The 18,495-nt window shown below is 45.9% G+C and carries 21 protein-coding genes and 1 other annotated feature; of the genes, 1 reads left to right on the forward strand and 20 read right to left on the reverse strand.

Annotated features, from left to right (window positions below; genetic code table 11):
* Positions 1–31 precede the first annotated feature (31 nt).
* The 19 genes from rpoB to HQN90_RS32080 form a co-directional block, all read right to left on the reverse strand.
* Positions 32–3,571 carry a DNA-directed RNA polymerase subunit beta gene (gene rpoB / locus HQN90_RS31990; RefSeq protein WP_173226641.1) on the reverse strand — a complete coding sequence of 1,180 codons (3,540 nt, stop codon included), beginning with the start codon at positions 3,569–3,571 and terminating at the stop codon, positions 32–34.
* A 379-nt stretch (positions 3,572–3,950) separates the two neighbouring features.
* Complete coding sequence (locus HQN90_RS31995; RefSeq protein ID WP_173226643.1) at positions 3,951–4,547, reverse strand: methyltransferase; 597 nt, start codon at positions 4,545–4,547, stop codon at positions 3,951–3,953.
* 139 nt (positions 4,548–4,686) lie between these two features.
* Positions 4,687–5,052 carry a 50S ribosomal protein L7/L12 gene (gene rplL / locus HQN90_RS32000; RefSeq protein WP_173226645.1) on the reverse strand — a complete coding sequence of 122 codons (366 nt, stop codon included), beginning with the start codon at positions 5,050–5,052 and terminating at the stop codon, positions 4,687–4,689.
* 55 nt (positions 5,053–5,107) lie between these two features.
* Complete coding sequence (gene rplJ / locus HQN90_RS32005; protein ID WP_047683208.1) at positions 5,108–5,617, reverse strand: 50S ribosomal protein L10; 510 nt, start codon at positions 5,615–5,617, stop codon at positions 5,108–5,110.
* 64 nt (positions 5,618–5,681) lie between these two features.
* Positions 5,682–5,836, reverse strand: a sequence feature (ribosomal protein L10 leader region).
* A 54-nt stretch (positions 5,837–5,890) separates the two neighbouring features.
* Positions 5,891–6,583: a 50S ribosomal protein L1 gene (gene rplA / locus HQN90_RS32010; RefSeq protein WP_079418037.1), complete on the reverse strand. Its 693-nt coding sequence runs from the start codon at positions 6,581–6,583 to the stop codon at positions 5,891–5,893.
* Between the two features lie 121 nt (positions 6,584–6,704).
* A complete protein-coding gene (rplK, locus tag HQN90_RS32015) occupies positions 6,705–7,130 on the reverse strand; it encodes a 50S ribosomal protein L11 (RefSeq protein WP_029196472.1) in 426 nt (141 codons plus the stop codon).
* Positions 7,131–7,232: 102 nt separating this feature from the next.
* Positions 7,233–7,766 (reverse strand): transcription termination/antitermination protein NusG, encoded by a 534-nt coding sequence (gene nusG, locus HQN90_RS32020; protein ID WP_079418039.1) that lies wholly within the window; start codon positions 7,764–7,766, stop codon positions 7,233–7,235.
* Positions 7,767–7,790: 24 nt separating this feature from the next.
* Positions 7,791–8,003: a preprotein translocase subunit SecE gene (gene secE / locus HQN90_RS32025; protein WP_028557510.1), complete on the reverse strand. Its 213-nt coding sequence runs from the start codon at positions 8,001–8,003 to the stop codon at positions 7,791–7,793.
* Between the two features lie 19 nt (positions 8,004–8,022).
* Positions 8,023–8,172: a 50S ribosomal protein L33 gene (rpmG, locus tag HQN90_RS32030; RefSeq protein ID WP_079418041.1), complete on the reverse strand. Its 150-nt coding sequence runs from the start codon at positions 8,170–8,172 to the stop codon at positions 8,023–8,025.
* A gap of 224 nt (positions 8,173–8,396) precedes the next feature.
* Positions 8,397–9,041 (reverse strand): RNA polymerase sporulation sigma factor SigH, encoded by a 645-nt coding sequence (gene sigH, locus HQN90_RS32035; RefSeq protein WP_079418043.1) that lies wholly within the window; start codon positions 9,039–9,041, stop codon positions 8,397–8,399.
* Positions 9,042–9,161: 120 nt separating this feature from the next.
* Positions 9,162–9,674, reverse strand: coding sequence for an NYN domain-containing protein (locus HQN90_RS32040; protein WP_173226647.1), 513 nt, complete (start codon positions 9,672–9,674; stop codon positions 9,162–9,164).
* Positions 9,675–9,679: 5 nt separating this feature from the next.
* Positions 9,680–10,426 carry a 23S rRNA (guanosine(2251)-2'-O)-methyltransferase RlmB gene (gene rlmB / locus HQN90_RS32045; protein WP_079418047.1) on the reverse strand — a complete coding sequence of 249 codons (747 nt, stop codon included), beginning with the start codon at positions 10,424–10,426 and terminating at the stop codon, positions 9,680–9,682.
* Between the two features lie 27 nt (positions 10,427–10,453).
* Positions 10,454–10,885, reverse strand: a complete 432-nt coding sequence (locus tag HQN90_RS32050) for a Mini-ribonuclease 3 (RefSeq protein WP_173226649.1) — start codon at positions 10,883–10,885, stop codon at positions 10,454–10,456.
* Positions 10,882–12,282 carry a cysteine--tRNA ligase gene (cysS, locus tag HQN90_RS32055; RefSeq protein ID WP_173226651.1) on the reverse strand — a complete coding sequence of 467 codons (1,401 nt, stop codon included), beginning with the start codon at positions 12,280–12,282 and terminating at the stop codon, positions 10,882–10,884. Before cysS ends, HQN90_RS32050 begins: the two co-directional genes overlap by 4 nt.
* Positions 12,263–12,934: a serine O-acetyltransferase gene (gene cysE, locus HQN90_RS32060; RefSeq protein WP_079418053.1), complete on the reverse strand. Its 672-nt coding sequence runs from the start codon at positions 12,932–12,934 to the stop codon at positions 12,263–12,265. Before cysE ends, cysS begins: the two co-directional genes overlap by 20 nt.
* A 336-nt stretch (positions 12,935–13,270) precedes the next feature.
* The gene (gene gltX / locus HQN90_RS32065; RefSeq protein ID WP_173226653.1) at positions 13,271–14,725 is read right to left on the reverse strand and encodes a glutamate--tRNA ligase; all 1,455 of its coding nucleotides are present in this window, start codon (positions 14,723–14,725) and stop codon (positions 13,271–13,273) included.
* Positions 14,726–14,760: 35 nt separating this feature from the next.
* Entirely contained in the window at positions 14,761–15,246 is a 486-nt protein-coding gene (ispF, locus tag HQN90_RS32070) for a 2-C-methyl-D-erythritol 2,4-cyclodiphosphate synthase (protein WP_173226655.1), read from the reverse strand.
* Positions 15,243–15,947 carry a 2-C-methyl-D-erythritol 4-phosphate cytidylyltransferase gene (gene ispD / locus HQN90_RS32075; protein WP_173226657.1) on the reverse strand — a complete coding sequence of 235 codons (705 nt, stop codon included), beginning with the start codon at positions 15,945–15,947 and terminating at the stop codon, positions 15,243–15,245. Before ispD ends, ispF begins: the two co-directional genes overlap by 4 nt.
* A 75-nt stretch (positions 15,948–16,022) precedes the next feature.
* Positions 16,023–17,090 carry a PIN/TRAM domain-containing protein gene (locus tag HQN90_RS32080; RefSeq protein ID WP_173226659.1) on the reverse strand — a complete coding sequence of 356 codons (1,068 nt, stop codon included), beginning with the start codon at positions 17,088–17,090 and terminating at the stop codon, positions 16,023–16,025.
* A gap of 156 nt (positions 17,091–17,246) precedes the next feature.
* Between HQN90_RS32080 and HQN90_RS32085 the strand changes: the two genes are divergently transcribed.
* The gene (locus tag HQN90_RS32085; RefSeq protein WP_079418106.1) at positions 17,247–17,642 is read left to right on the forward strand and encodes a nucleoside triphosphate pyrophosphohydrolase family protein; all 396 of its coding nucleotides are present in this window, start codon (positions 17,247–17,249) and stop codon (positions 17,640–17,642) included.
* Positions 17,643–17,717: 75 nt separating this feature from the next.
* Here HQN90_RS32085 and pssA read toward each other — a convergent pair whose 3' ends face one another.
* Positions 17,718–18,467 carry a CDP-diacylglycerol--serine O-phosphatidyltransferase gene (pssA, locus tag HQN90_RS32090; RefSeq protein ID WP_173226660.1) on the reverse strand — a complete coding sequence of 250 codons (750 nt, stop codon included), beginning with the start codon at positions 18,465–18,467 and terminating at the stop codon, positions 17,718–17,720.
* Positions 18,468–18,495 lie beyond the last annotated feature (28 nt).

Genomic DNA, 18,495 nt, shown 5'->3' on the forward strand with positions numbered 1-18,495 from the left:
GTGAATCGTTCTCGATCTATTGTGGTGTTCTTTATTCGTTGACTCCTAATTCAGAGCCCTCTAAGTTTAGGTTTAATTTATCGCTAGTGACTTCGTCATCATCGTCGGCTTCTCGCATTTCGATCTCTTCTTCATCGCCGGACAAGATTTTGACATCCATCCCCAAGCTTTGAAGCTCTTTGATCAAAACTTTGAATGATTCCGGAACACCTGGTTCTGGAACATTTTCACCTTTGACGATCGACTCGTATGTTTTCACACGGCCAACAACGTCATCTGATTTCACGGTAAGAATCTCTTGCAGTGTATAAGCCGCTCCGTAAGCCTCAAGCGCCCATACTTCCATCTCCCCGAAACGTTGTCCACCGAACTGCGCTTTACCACCCAGCGGCTGCTGAGTAACAAGGGAGTAAGGTCCTGTGGAACGGGCATGGATTTTATCATCAACCATGTGCGCCAATTTGATCATGTACATGACACCAACGGTAACTTCACGCTCGAACGACTCACCCGTACGACCATCGTACAGAATCGTTTTGCCGCTACGCTGCATACCAGCTTCTTCCATCGCATCGAACACGTCATACTCACGCGCTCCATCGAATACCGGCGTTGCAGCATGGATACCGAGGTACTTGGAAGCCATACCCAAGTGAACTTCAAGCACTTGACCAATGTTCATCCGTGAAGGAACCCCTAGTGGATTCAATACAACTTCAACCGGCGTACCATCTGGCAGGAAAGGCATATCTTCTTCAGGAAGAATGCGTGCTACTACCCCTTTGTTACCGTGACGTCCCGCCATTTTATCGCCTTCGGAAATTTTCCGTTTTTGCGCGATATAAACGCGTACGAGTTGGTTCACGCCTGGAGGCAGCTCATCGCCATTCTCACGAGTAAATACTTTCACATCTACGACAATACCATCTGTACCATGCGGTACGCGAAGGGATGTATCACGAACTTCACGAGCTTTCTCTCCGAAGATTGCATGCAGCAATCTTTCTTCCGCTGTCAGCTCCGTTACACCTTTTGGTGTGACTTTACCAACAAGGATATCGCCTGCGCCGATTTCGGCACCGACACGGATGATACCACGCTCATCAAGGTTTTTCAGTGCATCTTCCCCAACGTTCGGGATATCGCGTGTGATTTCTTCAGGTCCAAGCTTCGTATCACGTGCTTCGGACTCGTATTCCTCGATATGAATCGAAGTGTACACATCTTCTTTGACAAGCTTCTGGCTAAGCAAGATCGCATCCTCGTAGTTGTAACCTTCCCAAGTCATGAAAGCTACGACAACGTTACGCCCAAGCGCCAATTCCCCTTGCTCTGTCGATGGTCCGTCGGCAAGAATATCGCCAGCCTTGACCAATTGTCCTTTTTTCACAATCGGACGTTGATTGATACACGTACCTTGGTTGGAACGCATAAATTTGTGAAGCTTATATTTGACGATGTTGCCGCTGACTAATTTGCCGTCTACCAATTCCTGGCGACGCAGCCAAATTTCGTTGGCAGCAGCTTTTTCAATAATTCCATCAAATTTGGATACAATACATACTCCGGAGTCTTTAGCAACCTTATGCTCCATACCTGTACCTACGAGAGGTGCTTTAGGGATAAGCAAAGGAACAGCTTGACGTTGCATGTTTGAACCCATGAGCGCTCTGTTGGAGTCATCATTTTCGAGGAACGGAATTAGCGCCGTTGCAACGGAAACAACTTGCTTCGGAGAAACGTCCATGTAATCGACACGTTCAACCGGCAGCGTTAAGTTATCATCCTTGTAACGAACGATAATGGCATCTTCAACGAATTTGTTTTCTTCCGTCAATTCTGCGTTCGCTTGAGCGATAACATAGTTATCCTCTTCATCAGCAGTCAGGTACGCGATTTGATCGGTAACCAAACCTGTCTTCGGATCTACCCAACGGTAAGGAGCCTCAATGAAGCCATACTCATTAATACGGGCAAATGTCGACAACGAGTTGATCAAACCAATGTTCGGTCCCTCAGGGGTCTCAATAGGACACATACGGCCATAGTGAGAGTGATGCACGTCACGAACTTCCATCCCTGCGCGCTCTCTCGTCAAACCGCCGGGTCCGAGTGCAGATAGACGTCTTTTGTGCGTCAATTCAGCAAGTGGATTCGTTTGGTCCATAAACTGAGAAAGTTGGGAACTACCGAAGAACTCTTTAATAGATGCAATAACAGGTCGAATGTTGATCAAAGCTTGCGGAGTAATAACATTCGCATCTTGAATCGACATACGCTCACGAACAACACGTTCCATACGGGAAAGACCGATACGGAATTGGTTTTGCAGCAGTTCGCCTACAGAACGAAGACGACGGTTGCCCAAGTGGTCAATATCATCTGTATTCCCGATACCATGAAGCAGGTTGATGAAATAGTTAATGGATGAAATGATATCGGCAGGCGTAATATTCTTAACTGCTTTATCAATCACACCATTGGAGATAACTTTAACAATCTTGCCTTCTTCTGTTGGTGAGTAAACATTAATGCACTGAACAGGGATTGTGTCCGCGCCAGTCACACCTTTGGGAATCGTGAATTCTTGATAACCTGCTCCTTTTTCAATAAAAGGAAGAATTTCATCAAGCACACGACGGTCAAGCAATTGTCCAGCTTCTGCAATGATTTCACCCGTTTCGGAATCCACCAGTGTTTCTGCTAAACGTTGATTAAACAATCTATTTTTGATGTGTAATTTCTTGTTGATTTTGTAACGTCCTACATTCGCTAGATCATAACGCTTCGGATCAAAGAAACGAGCAACGATCAAGCTTCTTGCATTATCAAGTGTAGGAGGCTCGCCCGGGCGAAGACGCTCATAGATTTCGATTAACGCTTTTTCCGTAGAATCCGTGTTATCTTTATCGAGCGTATTGCGGATGTACTCATTATCACCGAGCAAATCCAGAATTTCAGCATCTGTGCCGAAACCTAAGGAACGAAGCAAAACAGTTACTGGAATTTTACGTGTGCGGTCAATACGAACATAGATGATATCTTTCGCATCAGTCTCAAGTTCGAGCCAAGCTCCACGGTTCGGAATAACGGTTGCGGTGTAAGTTTTTTTGCCGTTTTTATCCACTTTCGTGCTATAATAAACACTGGGTGAACGAACGAGCTGGGAGACGATTACACGCTCCGCACCGTTAATAATGAACGTTCCCGTGTCAGTCATGATAGGGAAATCCCCCATGAACACTTCTTGTTCTTTGACCTCGCCGGTTTCCTTATTAATCAAACGGACTTTGACTCTTAACGGCGCCGCATAGGTTACGTCGCGTTCTTTGGATTCATCAACTGAATACTTAGGATCGCCTAAGCTATAGTCAATAAACTCCAGTACCAGGTTCCCTGTAAAATCCTGAATCGGAGAGATATCCTGAAACATCTCACGAAGTCCCTCTTCCAAAAACCACTCATACGATTTTTGCTGGATTTCAATCAGGTTTGGAATGCCCAGCACCTCATTAATTCGTGCATAAGTCCTGCGTTTACGTCGTCCAAATTGAACAAGATGTCCCGCCAACTTTCATTCACCCCTCAACTCTACTCAATAAATAAAAAGAAAGAAGAAAAACTTCGACCGACGTACACTCAGGACGCCTCCGTTAGTGGAGCCCGTCCGAATAAGCGACTGTATGGATGAAGGTTTTTCTCTGTCATCACTAAAACTTTTCCAAATATTTCTTCTCATCCTGTTAGAGTTTCCCAAAATTCAAACATTATACGTTATATGTTCAAATTTTATTCATCTCGGACGAAAAAAAGACTTGACATTTTTGTTAACTAAAGACATGTGTCCCATCTTAATACTGACATTTTTTAATAATACCACATCTAAAATGTCAAGTCAAACAAATTCCCGCGATTGTGCGATAAGACGTTCAGCCTGTTGCTTCAGAAGCTTACTTCGTTGCTTTGAGGATCTTATAGCCTTTATCCTTGGAGACTTCAACAACGTCACGATAGAGTGACTCCAGCTTCTTCATCGCCGAAGGAGCGCCTTGTTTCTTTTGAATCACAACCCAGATGGATCCACCTTCCACTAAGCAATCATAAGCATCTGTGAAAATGCGATGGACCACTTCTTTACCGGCGCGAATCGGAGGATTCGTCAGCACAGCATCATAACGCTGATCTTTCACTTGCTCCAGCAGATCGCTTTGGATAATACTCACGTTAGCGATGCCGTTGCGCTTTGCGTTATCCAATGAAAGCTCAATCGCTCTTTCATTGATGTCGACCATTGTCACATGTCCCTTCGGGCACATCACAGCAGCACTAAGCCCAATGGGTCCATAGCCGCACCCAACATCCAATACTTTGGCGTCTTCGTTCAATTGCATCGTTTCAATCAGATGCTTACTTCCATAATCGACACCTTTTTTCGAAAAGACGCCCGCATCCGTCAAGAATGTGTACGTCCTGCCGCGCAGCTCCTCTTGCATGGTGTGAACATCCCGTTTAGCCGTAGGCCGCTGCGTATAATAGTGCTCTGACACGTTAAGCTTCCCTCCTTCTTTTTACCTATAGGAAAATCTAATAACAGAGCGCGTTCCTAAGGCTTTCCTAAGGGTAAAAACTTAGGTTTAAAAAAACCCCTTGAAGGCAAGCTTCAAGAGGTTTCCTAAGGTAAAGAAATTATTTCACTTCTACGGAAGCGCCAGCTTCAGTAAGCTTAGCTTTAACAGCGTCTGCTTCTTCTTGGCTAACTTTTTCTTTAACTGCTTTTGGAGCTCCGTCAACAAGGTCTTTCGCTTCTTTCAGGCCAAGACCTGTGATTTCGCGAACTACTTTGATTACGTTGATTTTGGAAGCGCCAGCGCTTGTCAAGATAACGTCAAACTCAGTTTGAGCTTCTTCAACTGCTGCTGCTGCGCCACCGCCAGCTGCTACTGGAGCTGCTGCTGTTACGCCAAACTCTTCTTCGATTGCTTTAACCAGGTCGTTCAATTCCAAGATTGTCATGCCTTTGATTGCTTCTAGGATCGTTGCATTTGTGCTCATGGTTAAACCTCCATTATCATTTCATATATTTTGTGGTTGTTGTTGTAAAACAAAATTAAGCTTGACCTTCAGCTTCTTTTTTCTCAGCAACTGCTTTAACAGCAAGTGCAAAGTTACGAACTGGAGCTTGAAGAACGCTAAGCAACATGGAGAGAAGACCATCTCTGGATGGAAGTTCTGCAAGTGCTTTGATTTGATCGTATCCAACTACGCGGCCTTCGACCACGCCACCTTTTACGCTCAATTGATCATTCTTTTTCGCAAATTCAGTCAAGATTTTCGCTGGAGCAACTAGATCGTCTTTGCTGAAAGCAATAGCAGTTGGACCTGTTAGGTATTCATCCAATGCGCTTAGCTCAGCATTTGCCGATGCGCGTCTAGCCAACGAGTTCTTGAGAACTACGAATTCAATACCAGCTTCGCGCAAGGTTTTACGCAACTGTGTTACTTGAGCTACGTTTAAACCGCGGTAGTCAGCGATGATTGTAGAAGCACTAGCTTTAAACTTTTCAGTTACTTCAGCTACTGCTTGTTCTTTCTCTGCAAGAATTTTCGCGTTTGCCATAGTACACCTCACTTCTTATGCATTTATCTTTCAAGATCGCAAACAGTAGGAGCATCAGCATTCCTTATATAATAAGAAATGCCTTCGTAGACGCTACGAAGGCATGATGTGTTCACTTTTTCCCTGATGTACAAAGAAATCGCTATATATATCATAACACCTCGGTAGGAAATTAAGCCCGGTGGCACCTACTGTCTACGGTTTGCATATTCATTTTTAGGACCTTTGATAGAGTATCATGCCCAGCAACCGAAGTCAACTGGAAGCTTCTACTTATCTGAAGGACGACAGGTTCACACGAACACTAGGGCCCATAGTCGAAGATACAGCAATGTTCTTCAGGTAAACACCTTTAGCCGCTGCTGGTTTCGCTCTAACAAGCGCATCAACCAATGCTTTGAAGTTTTCGTTCAACTTGTCTGCATCGAAAGATACTTTACCAAGTGGAGCATGAATTTGTCCTGCTTTATCAAGACGGTATTCGATTTTACCAGCTTTGATCTCCTGAACAGCTTTGGTAACGTCGAAAGTAACTGTTCCTGCTTTAGGGTTTGGCATTAAACCTTTACCCCCGAGGATACGACCCAGTTTACCCACTTCGCTCATCATGTCTGGAGTAGCTACGCAAACGTCAAATTCGAACCAACCTTGTTGAATTTTGTTGATCATGTCAGCATCACCAACAAAATCTGCACCAGCTGCTTCAGCTTCTTTCGCTTTCTCGCCTTTGGCAAATACGAGTACACGTTTTGTTTTACCAGTACCGTGTGGAAGTACAACGACACCACGAACAGCCTGATCTTGTTTTCTTGGGTCAACACCCAGACGAACTGCAACATCTACAGTTTCATCGAATTTAGCAGGAGCTGTTTTCTTAACAAGCTCGATTGCTTCTGATGGATCATACAAGGTTTCAGCATTTACAAGCTGAGATACCTCGCGGTATTTTTTACCGTGTTTAGGCATAATGATATTCCTCCTTAGTGGTATTAGCGGATAATCCTCCCACCGAGCGGCTGAAGAGTTCCCTCGAAGAAAACTCACTTCGCAAGCGATTGCTTAACGGTTAACCGCATTCCTTGCGGAATTAATCTTCGATAGTGATTCCCATGCTGCGAGCAGTACCTTCGACCATACGCATTGCAGCCTCAACGGATGCAGCATTCAAGTCAGGCATTTTTTGTTCAGCGATTTCGCGAACTTTTGCACGTTTCACAGTTGCAACTTTCTTTTTGTTTGGTTCACCGGATCCTTTTTCGATACCAGCAACGACGCGAAGAAGAACTGCAGCCGGAGGCGTTTTAGTGATGAATGTAAAGGAGCGATCCTCGAATACTGTGATTTCAACTGGAATGATAAGACCAACTTGATCAGCAGTACGAGCGTTAAACTCTTTACAGAAAGCCATGATGTTCACACCTGCTTGACCCAATGCTGGACCGATCGGTGGTGCTGGATTTGCTTTCGCAGCTTGAACTTGAAGCTTCACGATTTTGATAACCTTTTTTGCCATGATAGACACCTCCTTGCATTTAATATGGAATCTGGTGCGATCCCACTAACGAAGGTCTATCCCGAGGAATAGACCTGGCAGAAACCCTTGGTTGTCTTTGTTTTATAGCTTTTCCACTTGGTCGAAATCGAGCTCAAGCGGGGTTTCTCTACCAAACATGTTGACATGCACCTTAAGTTTACCCTTGTCAGCCACAATTTCTTCAACAGATCCAACAAAGTTTGCGAAAGGTCCCACCTTGACGCGTACGGTTTCTTTGAGTTCGAAGTCGATAATCTCCTTCGGCTCTTCCATCCCCATATGCTTCAAAATAGATTCAACTTCCTCAGGTAATAATGCAGTCGGTTTAGAGCCGGATCCTGTAGAACCTACGAATCCAGTCACTCCTGGCGTATTACGCACTACGTACCAAGAGTCGTCCGTTTGAATCATTTCGACGAGGACATATCCTGGGTAAACTTTGCGCATGACGACTTTTTTCTTGCCGTCTTTGTTTACCAATTCTTCTTCCATGGGCACAAGCACACGGAAGATCTTGTCCGTCATTTCCATAGATTCTACACGTTTCTCTAGGTTGGCTTTCACTTTGTTCTCATACCCTGAATAGGTATGTACGACGTACCATCTTTTTTCCATGAATAAATTCACCTATAGTCCTGTTTATTTAAAAACAAGGCGCAGCAACTCAGAAATTCCTAGATCAAGCACAAAAAAATAAATAGCAACAAAAGCTACGGTACCAATAACGACAAGCGTATAGGTAGTCATCTCTTTGCGACTTGGCCACTTGACCTTTTTGAGTTCTGTCCAACTGTCGGTGAAGAAGGAAAAAGTGGATCCGAAGCTTTGTCTCATTCTAGCCAAGAACGCCACAAACTACACCTCCAAAGAACTACCTAGTCTCGCGATGAGCAGTATGTTCATTGCAAAATTTGCAATATTTCTTCAACTCAATACGGTCGGGATTGTTGCGCTTATTTTTAGTGGATGCATAGTTTCTTTGTTTGCAATTTGTGCACGCTAATGTGATGATGACCCGCATGATGTACACCTCCTACAGACACGTTCTAATTAAAGCCCTTCGAAGCGCGTCAAAAAGAAAGCGACTTTTAGGGCTACCTGAAATACTTTATCACAATCCGTGATAGAGTGTCAAGGCTCAAGTCTCACAAAAGCGAGAGTATCAACAGTATAGACTCTCCTGCGAATTGTTAAACATCCGCGCAAAGAAAAATACCCGCGCAGTTGTAGCAGCACGGGTACAATTTATAAATCTCTGACTTCCAGATATCTTTCCAACTTGCGTTTGACGCGTTGAAGAGCATTATCAATAGACTTCACATGTCGATCAAGATCAACAGCAATCTCTTGGTAGGATCTACCGTCAAGATAAAGCATCAGTACTCTGCGCTCTAAGTCGCTTAATATCTCTCCCATTTTATCTTCAAGGCCCGTAAACTCCTCTTGATTAATCACGAGCTCCTCAGGATCTGTCACCCGGGAACCACTAATAACGTCAAGCAAGGTACGATCAGAATCTTCATCATAGATAGGCTTGTCCAGTGAAACATAGGAATTAAGAGGAATGTGCTTCTGACGCGTTGCTGTCTTGATGGCCGTGATGATCTGTCTCGTGATGCACAGTTCAGCAAAGGCTTTGAATGAAGCAAGCTTGTCTCCTCGGAAGTCGCGAATAGATTTGTATAAACCTATCATGCCTTCCTGCACAATGTCTTCTCGGTCTGCACCTATCAAAAAATAAGAACGTGCTTTGGCACGTACGAAATTCTTATATTTATTGATAAGGTATTCCAACGCTTCGCTATTGCCTTCACGGACTGCTTCGACGATGTCTTCATCTGGCTTGAGGTCATAATCATACATTCTCAGTTCTTTGAGGTCGACACTCACCAACAATCCCTCCGGCCTGCAGGACTACCCAGATTCTCTATAAAAGTTTAGGTTAAGTATACATGATGAAATCTCACACCGTCAACGGGGAACCGCACCATTTCTAGCATTTGGAGGATTTCACTCGCCTCTTCGCCAGCGTTCGAACTGCGCTTTAAGCTCACTGCTCAGCTTTCCTTCGAACGGATTGCGTTTCGTTGATGTTTCCGGATGAATGCGTTCTCGCACTTCTTTGCGGTTCTGCTTGATTTTGACCAGCAATTCACCGGCAGGCAAACGAAGAGCGCCTTTGCCGAAAATCACGTGCTGCTCAATCATATCCGATGTTGCGACATAGATTTGCTTGCGGCGGCCCATCAAATTCGTGACCAAACGCTCGATTCGTTCATCTGCCGTTTCCTTCTCTTTGGTGTAGAGGACAATCAATTTGCTTTGCACATACTTCTTCCCTAACCCCGGCACCATATAAGCATCAAAAACAAGGTAGACCTTCATCCCGGAGTAGGATTGATATTCCGCCAGCATATGGATCAATTTATCCCGAGCGCCTTCCAGATCCGTATCCTTCAGTTTACTGAGTTCCGGCCAAGCTCCAATGATATTGTAGCCATCTACAATTAGAAACTCTTCCATCCCATTTAACTCTGTTTACGCTGTCGTACCACTTCGTACATCAACACACCCGCAGCAACGGATGCATTCAAAGAATTCACATGTCCCGCCATCGGCAGCTTGACCAAGAAGTCGCACTTTTCCTTAATTAATCGGCCAACGCCTTTGCCTTCATTCCCAATAACGAGTGCAATAGGCATGTTGAAATTAGCTCGATAGACATCCTGTGCGGCAGATACGTCCGTTCCTGCTACCCAAACACCTTGTTCTTTCAATTTCTCGATCGTCTGTGCGATATTCGTCACGCGTGCGACCGGTACGTATTCAACAGCCCCCGCGGAAGTTTTGGAAACTGTGGCCGTGAGCCCCACCGAACGGCGTTTGGGAATAATCACGCCATGAACCCCTGTACAATCAGCCGTCCGCAAAATAGAACCCAGGTTATGCGGATCCTCAATCTCATCCAAAATCAAAATAAACGGCTCTTGCCCCAGTTCCTTGGCTTTCGCCAGAATGTCTTCAACCTCCACATAAGCATAGGCCGCCACTTGCGCTACAACACCTTGGTGCTGCAGCCCTTCCGCCATTTGGTCAAGCTTCCGTTTGTCCGTGAATTGCACTAGAATCCCTAAATTTTTGGCTTCTGCCACAATCGGGCCAGCGAACTGCTTCTGAGCATTCTCCGCTATCCATATTTTATTAATCGTCCGGCCTGCACGAATCGCTTCTAACACGGAGTGCTTGCCGCCAATATACTCCTGATCTTCTTCCATTCTCTTTCTTCCTCCTAGACGTTTCGCTTAAGATTGCCGTTTGTAGGCAAGAGCAAAGTCCAATATTTCCTTCAATCTATCAAAGGATTGCTTATAGTACAAATATCCGATCAAGCACTCAAACGCGGTACTGTGCCGGTATTCCAGCACCTCCGCGTTCTTGGCTGTTGTTCCTGATTTGGCATTGCGCCCCCGCTTCACCATGTCAACTTCCTCTTCCGTCAGCATCGGCATCAAAGCCTCAAGTATCTTAGACTGGGCTTTCGCCGAGACATAGCCAGTTGAGGCTTTATGCAAATGGTTCGGCCGATGATTCGCTCCAGAGATGACATATTGCCTGATATAAACCTCATAAACAGCATCCCCAATATAGGCCAAAACTAAAGGGTTCAGCAAATGCGGGCTCTTGGAAGGCGGGAAAACAAACAGATTGGCATTATCAGTAGAGATTTCGCTCATTTGCGGCGCCAGCGTATTCCCTGTGGTGTATCCTCCAGGAATATCCCTTTCTCCGTGAGCAGGTCGCGGATTTCATCGGCACGCGCCCAGTTCTTGGACTTGCGTGCTTCTGTCCGATCTACAATCAATTGTTCGATGTCTTCATCCAACAGCTCGTCGGCTTGCTGCGAGAGAATGCCCAAAGTTTGGTCGAAAGCTTGCAATTGATCCATAAAAAGCTGCAGTACGCCTGCATGCACCCGCTCCTGCTGCAGATAGAGATTAGCTTCGGCAACCAGATCGAAAACAGCGGTAATGGCATCCGGTGTGTTGAAATCATCATTCATTTTATCCGTAAATTGCTTGGCAATCGCGGCTAGTCGATTCGTTATCGCCGGATCCACTTCACTGGAATCAGACGCGGTAGCTAGACGATATTTTAAATTATCGTAGGCATTCTGAATCCGCTCCAAGGCATTAGAAGCTTGCTTTAGGCTTTCATCGCTGAAGTTCAGCGGATTACGGTAATGCGCAGATAACATAAAGAAGCGGAATACTTCCGGCTTAATTTGCTGCACTAAGTCGCGAATCAGAATACCGTTGCCCAGCGATTTGGACATTTTTTCGTTATCGATATTCAGAAAAGCATTATGCATCCAATAGTTAGCCATTGGCTTACCCGTCACGGCTTCAGTCTGAGCAATTTCGCACTCATGATGCGGGAAGGTCAGATCGAACCCGCCGCCATGGATATCAATCGTTTCACCCAAATATTTGCGAACCATCGCCGAGCATTCAATATGCCAGCCTGGGCGACCATGCCCCCAAGGGCTATCCCAAGAAATCTCTCCTGGCTTCGCCGCTTTCCAGAGAACGAAATCCTGTGGATTCTCTTTGCGATCGTCCACTTCAATCCGGATGCCGTATTGGAGCTCTTCCAAATTCTGATTCGACAGTTTGCCATAGTCGGCAAATTTGCTCGTACGGTAGTATACGTCGCCGCGGGCTTCATAAGCGTAATCTTTCTCCACGAGAGCAGCAATGAAATCAATGATTTCCTGGATGTTCTCCGTTACGCGCGGATTCATGCTGGCTTCGTGAACGCCGAGCTTAGAGATATCCTCTAAAAAGGCTTGGATGAACGTCTCTGCCAGCTCCGGAACCGAAACCGCCAGCTCCTCGGCTTTGCGAATCATTTTATCATCCACATCGGTAAAGTTCGTAATGTAGTTGACTTCATACTGCTGAGTCTCCAAATAACGGCGTACAACATCAAAAAAGATAACCGGACGGCCATTCCCAATATGAATGTAGTTATAGACAGTAGGGCCACATACATACATTTTCACTTTGCCTGGCTCTAGAGGGATGAATTCTTCTTTCTTACGTGTTAAGGTGTTATACACTTTGAGCGTCATGTTCTCTCGCTTCTCCATTCTTTGAACGTTCTAGTTCAAGCTGCTCTTTGAGTTCGTTAATTTGCTGCTGCAATTCCTGAAATATATCAATAATCGGATCCGGCAGGTTGCCGTGGTCCAAACGATTCACGCGAACGCCATCCCGCTTCACCAGCTTAGCCGGCATTGTGACGACCGTACTGTTAGAGGGAACCTCCTGAATAACGACCGCATTAGACCCAATGCGTGAATTCTCGCCCACCAGAAAAGATCCCAGAATTTTGGCGCCTGAGCCAACAACAACATTATTGCCAATCGTCGGGTGTCTCTTCCCCTTCTCTTTGCCCGTTCCTCCCAAGGTAACCCCTTGGTAAAGAATAACATCGTCTCCGATTTCGCAAGTTTCCCCAATCACGACCCCCATGCCATGATCAATAAACAGTCTTCGGCCAATCGTCGCGCCCGGATGAATTTCAATCCCCGTCATGAACCGGCTCCATTGTGAAATCACACGAGCAATGGTATACAGCCCTCGTTTGTAGAACCAGTGACCTACCCGATGCGCCCAAATCGCATGAAGCCCAGAATACGTAAACACAACTTCAAACCAGCTGCGCGCAGCCGGATCGTTATCGAATACAGCGGAAATATCAGATTTGATGGATGTCCACATGCTCTCACCTTCTCGCTTCTCAATAGAAAATCATGCAAAAAAGCCCCCGCAGCCATATGGCTGCAGAGGCGTAGTTATCGCGGTTCCACTCTGCTTGGTGACTCGGAAGTCTCCCAACTTAGGTTCCCGTAACGTGGGTACTCCGGCTGCACCTACCCTACTCTTGCGAGGATTCGGCGCGGCAGCTCCCAGGTGCATTTCCGGTTAGCGGGATTGGATAACTCACAGCCGAAGCCGCTAGGCCTCGATTATCCTCTCTGATGAATCCCAAATTAAACGTACTCTCCTGATCATCGCATTGCGTATTAGATTCAGTATAGCGAAAAGAAACTTGCTTTACAATAAGTTCCTTAGACGTGAAGCGACTTTTTCTTTACCCAGCAGATAAAGAGACACATTCAGGTCAGGCCCGTGCACTTGTCCTGTCAGTGCGGAACGGATGGACATGAAGAGCTGCTTCCCTTTAAATCCTGTATCTTTCTGCACTTGTTTCAACAAAGCGGGAATAGCTTCTACCGTGAAGGCTTCCGCCTGCTCCACTTGGGTCAGGAAGCTAGCTAATACCACAGGAACATGCTCCTCTTTCAGCACAGCCGCCGCTTCCTCATCAATGACAAGCTCATCTTTGAAGAAGATGGTCGATAATTCAACAATCTCAGCCGCGTAGCGCATTCTGTCTTGATTAAGGCCCACGAGCGCCGTAACCCAAGCTTCCTTCGCTTCATCCAACTCCGATTGAATATAACCAGCTTTTTGCAGATGCGGCTTGCATAATTCCACCACGCGCGCGAGTGGCGTTTTCTTCAAATACGCATTGTTCATCCAATTCAATTTATCCATATCAAACACAGCCGGACTTTTGGATACGCGATCCAAGTCGAACTGGGCAATCAATTCTTCTTTGGTGAAGATCTCTTCTTCGCCTCCCGGAGACCAGCCAAGCAGAGCAATGAAGTTAACAACCGCTTCCGGCAGATAGCCAAGCTCTCTATACTGCTCAATGAACTGGATGATGGACTCATCCCGCTTGCTCATCTTCTTGCGGTCTGGATTCAAGATTAACGCCAGATGTGCAAAGTCAGGAACTGGAAGCCCGAGCGCTTCATACATCAGGATTTGTCTTGGTGTATTGGACAGATGCTCTTCGCCGCGAATAACGAGATTGATTTTCATCAAATGGTCATCCACAATGACGGCAAAATTATACGTAGGAATCCCGTCTGTACGTGCAATAATGAAATCGCCGATGCCATTGGATTCAAATTCAACATGCTCCCGCACTTTGTCCTCGATTGCAATTATACGGTCTGCCGGCACACGGAAACGGGTAGATGGCTTGCGGCCTTCCGCTTGGTGCGCAGCGATCTGCTCTGGCGTTAAATGACGGCACTTTCCGGAGTAGCCGCCCATCTCGCCGCTCGCTTCTTGCTCAGCCCGCTCCTGCTCCAAATCGGCTTCTGAACAATAGCAGTGGTACGCATGCCCGCTCTGCAGCAATTGATCCAGATAAGTTTGGTAGATGTCCAAACGCTCCATTTGACGATAAGGACCATAAGGACCTCCAATATCTACGCTCTCATCCCATTCCAAGCCCAGCCATCTTAGACCGTTCAATTGATCCTCGATGCCAGACTCCTTATGACGGGTTTGATCCGTATCTTCGAAACGCACTACAAAAGCACCGCCATGGCGGCGCGCCAGCAAATAATCGAACAATGCCGTACGGGCACCGCCAATATGTAAATGCCCGGTCGGACTAGGTGCATAACGCACACGTAAAGGTTGATTCATGACTGTTATCTCCTCTTATCCCCAATTAATACCTGCTATTCTAGCACATCTCGAATTAAACAAACAACCGATTGCGCAGCAATGCCTTCTCCTCGCCCCGCGAAACCAAGCTGTTCCGTCGTCGTCGCCTTCACATTGACTTGCTCCGGCTTAGCTTCAAGCGCGTCGGCGATAATGTCAACCATTTGCGGAATATAGGGCGCCATCTTTGGCTTCTGGGCAATAATCGTGGAGTCGATATTCCCCAAATGATAACCTTTGTCTCTAGCCAGCTGCCAAACCTGTTTCAACAGAACTAAGCTGTCCGCATCTTTGAACTCTGCAGCCGTATCCGGGAAATGCTTCCCGATATCGCCTAAGCCCAGCGCGCCCAGAACCGCATCGCTGATCGCATGAAGCAGAACATCCGCATCCGAATGCCCCAGCAATCCTTTGTCATAAGGAATCGTCACGCCCCCAATAATACACTTGCGGCCTTCAACCAATTGATGAACATCAAATCCTTGTCCTACGCGAATCATAGCTGTCCCTCTCCCCTAACATGATTTAAAATCCACTCCGCCCAAGGCAGATCTTCCGGTGTCGTAATCTTGATATTGTAGTAATCCCCTTCAACTACATGCACCGTTGTTCCGAGCCGTTCTACCAGCATAGCATCATCTGTCCCTATAAAGCTCTCTTGGGATGCGCGCTTATGCGCTTCCTGCAAGAGGGAAAGCCGAAAAGCTTGCGGCGTTTGGATCGCCCACAAGCTTCGTCTATCTGGTGTAGATTGAATTCGTTTTGCGGAATCTACGACTTTAATTGTATCTTTTACAGGTACGGCCAGCACGGCTGCATCTTGTTCCTTGGCCTTTTTCAGGCAATCGAACACATGTTCTTTTTTGACGAATGGCCGAACACCATCATGAACGAGCACCCAATCGATCCCCTGCTGTAAGGAGTCCAGCCCCCGCCTAACGGAATCTTGACGCTCAGCGCCGCCTGCTAGCACATGAGTGGTCTTAGACAGCCCATAGTCCTGTACATAGCCTCTACAGCGATCTAGGTCGTGTTCCCCAACCACCAGAATGATTTCATGCACTTCCTGTATGTTTTGAAATAATTGCAAGGTATGTACCAGAATTGGCTTCTGACCCAGTTGTAAGTACTGCTTACTTTCAGCCGTTCCCATGCGCGAGCCCTTGCCCGCCGCCACGATGATAACCCCTAGCTTCCCCATAAGTCCTCCAACTACGCGCTTTCATCCGAAAGCTTTCTTTCGTAAGCTATGTTACATCTCCTTATCATACTGGTTTTACTGCGCTTTTTCCAATAGTTTTGGTTTCGCGAAGATCATTCGGCCTGCCGACGTCTGCAGCACACTGGTGACCATCACCTCAAGCGTCATGCCAATGAACTCGCGCCCGCCTTCAACTACGATCATCGTACCATCATCCAGATAAGCGACACCTTGTCCATGTTCCTTGCCGTCTTTAATGACTTGAACGATAATTTCTTCCCCAGGAAGGACAACAGGCTTCACAGCGTTAGCCAAATCATTAATGTTGAGAACCGATACACCTTGCAATTCACACACTTTATTCAAATTAAAATCGTTCGTAATCACTTTGCCTTGCAATACCTTGGCTAGACGGACCAGCTTGCTGTCCACCTCCGATATTTCTTCGAAATCTCCTTCATAAATAAGGACCTTCACTTCAAGTTCTTTTTGAATTTTGTTTAAAATGTCCAATCCGCGGCGACCGCGATTCCGCTTGAGTAGATCCGATGAATCCGCAATATGCTGCAGCTCTTCAAGAACAAACTCCGGGATGACAAGCGTCCCTTCGATAAAGCCTGTTTTGCAAATATCTGCGATTCTTCCGTCAATAATGACACTTGTATCCAAAATCTTGTGTTCCTCATACGGACGATGCGTCTGCTTCTCCGGTCCGGTTGACCGGCTCTTCACGATAATTTGAACCAATTCTTCCCGTTTGTTGTACCCAATTCGGAAACCCATCACAGCCAATACAGCCGAAACAATAAACGGCAAAAACGGACCTGCCCATTTCGCTTGCTCCAGCACAGGGAACACCATTACCGATATAAGCAATCCAATGACCAATCCAAGGGTCCCTGAGAGCAAATCCGAGACGGGGATATCCGCAACGTTCTTCTCCCCCTTCATCAGGAGCTTCATGCCTTGACCGGCCACCCATGCTGAAAGGAAGAACATCACAACCGCGCACAGACTATTAATCCAAATTCCTTTACCTGCTTCACTTATGAATCCTGTCGTTCGAAAGATCGTATCGCTCCATCCATAACCTAAACTGCCACCCATGATTGCCAAAATGAATTGTACCCATTTCCTCATCATAGATTCACCCCCTAATCAACTTGTTGATAAATGCTTTATTACAATTATGTTCCAATTTCTCCAACGTTAATCACTTCTTCATATGGAAAATTGAAAAATTAAAGGGCTTCCTTTATAATGAAATTGGAAGTTACCAACACACCCGAGGTGGATGGAATGAGCTCCTTGACTTTAAAGCAGTTTCAAGATCAAGTATCCGAATTGTTACTCCGTCACCGAAGTCTGCTTGACGTTCTATCCAAATTTCAACAGTCAGGCGCAGCTGCTAATCGTTCCGTGGTGAAATCCATTACCGAATGTGGATGTATTCAGGTTCATGCGGCCAAGCAAGAGTATCATCCCGAAATGACTTTAAACGAAGCCAAGGATGTGCTCGGCACTCATGTAACAGGACACTTATGTGAACAATGCATCGAAGTTGTGAGTAATGAGCTGGGCAGGAACTTGTTCTATATGTCCGCACTAAGCAACATACTTGACATTAATTTGGAACAAGTCGTTGAGAACGAATCTAAGAAATGCACAACCCTAGGACTTTTTAACATGTCATGAACAACGAAAAAAAGCATTTATTTCCTTTCTGAGTTATCAGAAGAAAATAAATGCTTTTTATTTTCGTATTAGGATCTAGAGATCGGATTTGACGGACTTGGAATCGTCCATTCCGCGTCTTTTGTTCTTTCTGCGCAGACGGATGAAGAATCCATCAACGTTTTTTTTTAAGCCGTATAGCGCATACCCTAACAAAGGTACGAAAATCATTTTGGAAATGGACTCTGGCCATTTGATGGCAATAAGAATGGCAACAGCGACGATAATAGGTGTAATCCAAATTGCTGCTTTGGGAATGCCCGCTTTCTTGAAGTTCGGGTATTTCACTGTGCTTACCATCAAGTAAGATAACATGATCGTACTGACTAGAAGCACATACACATTAATTTCGTTCACGAACAAAGCCAGTGTACACAGCACGCCACCTGCAGCTGGAATCGGAAGACCGATGAAATAGCCTGGCGTACCGGCAACAACATTAAAGCGAGCCAAACGGAGTGCTCCACAAATCGGGAAGATCGCAGTAACAATCCATGCAAACGCTGGACTAATGACACTCGGATCATTGAATGCAACAACATACATGATAAATGCTGGTGCTACACCAAAGGAAATCACGTCAGACAGCGAATCTAATTCTTTACCAAACTCACTCTGCGCATTTAACGCTCTAGCTACCCGTCCATCCAGACCATCCAGCAGCATAGCGACTATGACGAGCACTGCTGCAACACCATGTTCTCCGCTAAAAGCAAGAATAATTGACAGAACGCCTAGGAATAAGTTCCCTACTGTAAAAAGACTGGGAATCGATTTCGTTAACATATGTTTTTGTCCACCTCTGAATTTACTA

This window comes from Paenibacillus alba (assembly GCF_013204855.1).
Classification (GTDB): domain Bacteria; phylum Bacillota; class Bacilli; order Paenibacillales; family NBRC-103111; genus Paenibacillus_E; species Paenibacillus_E alba.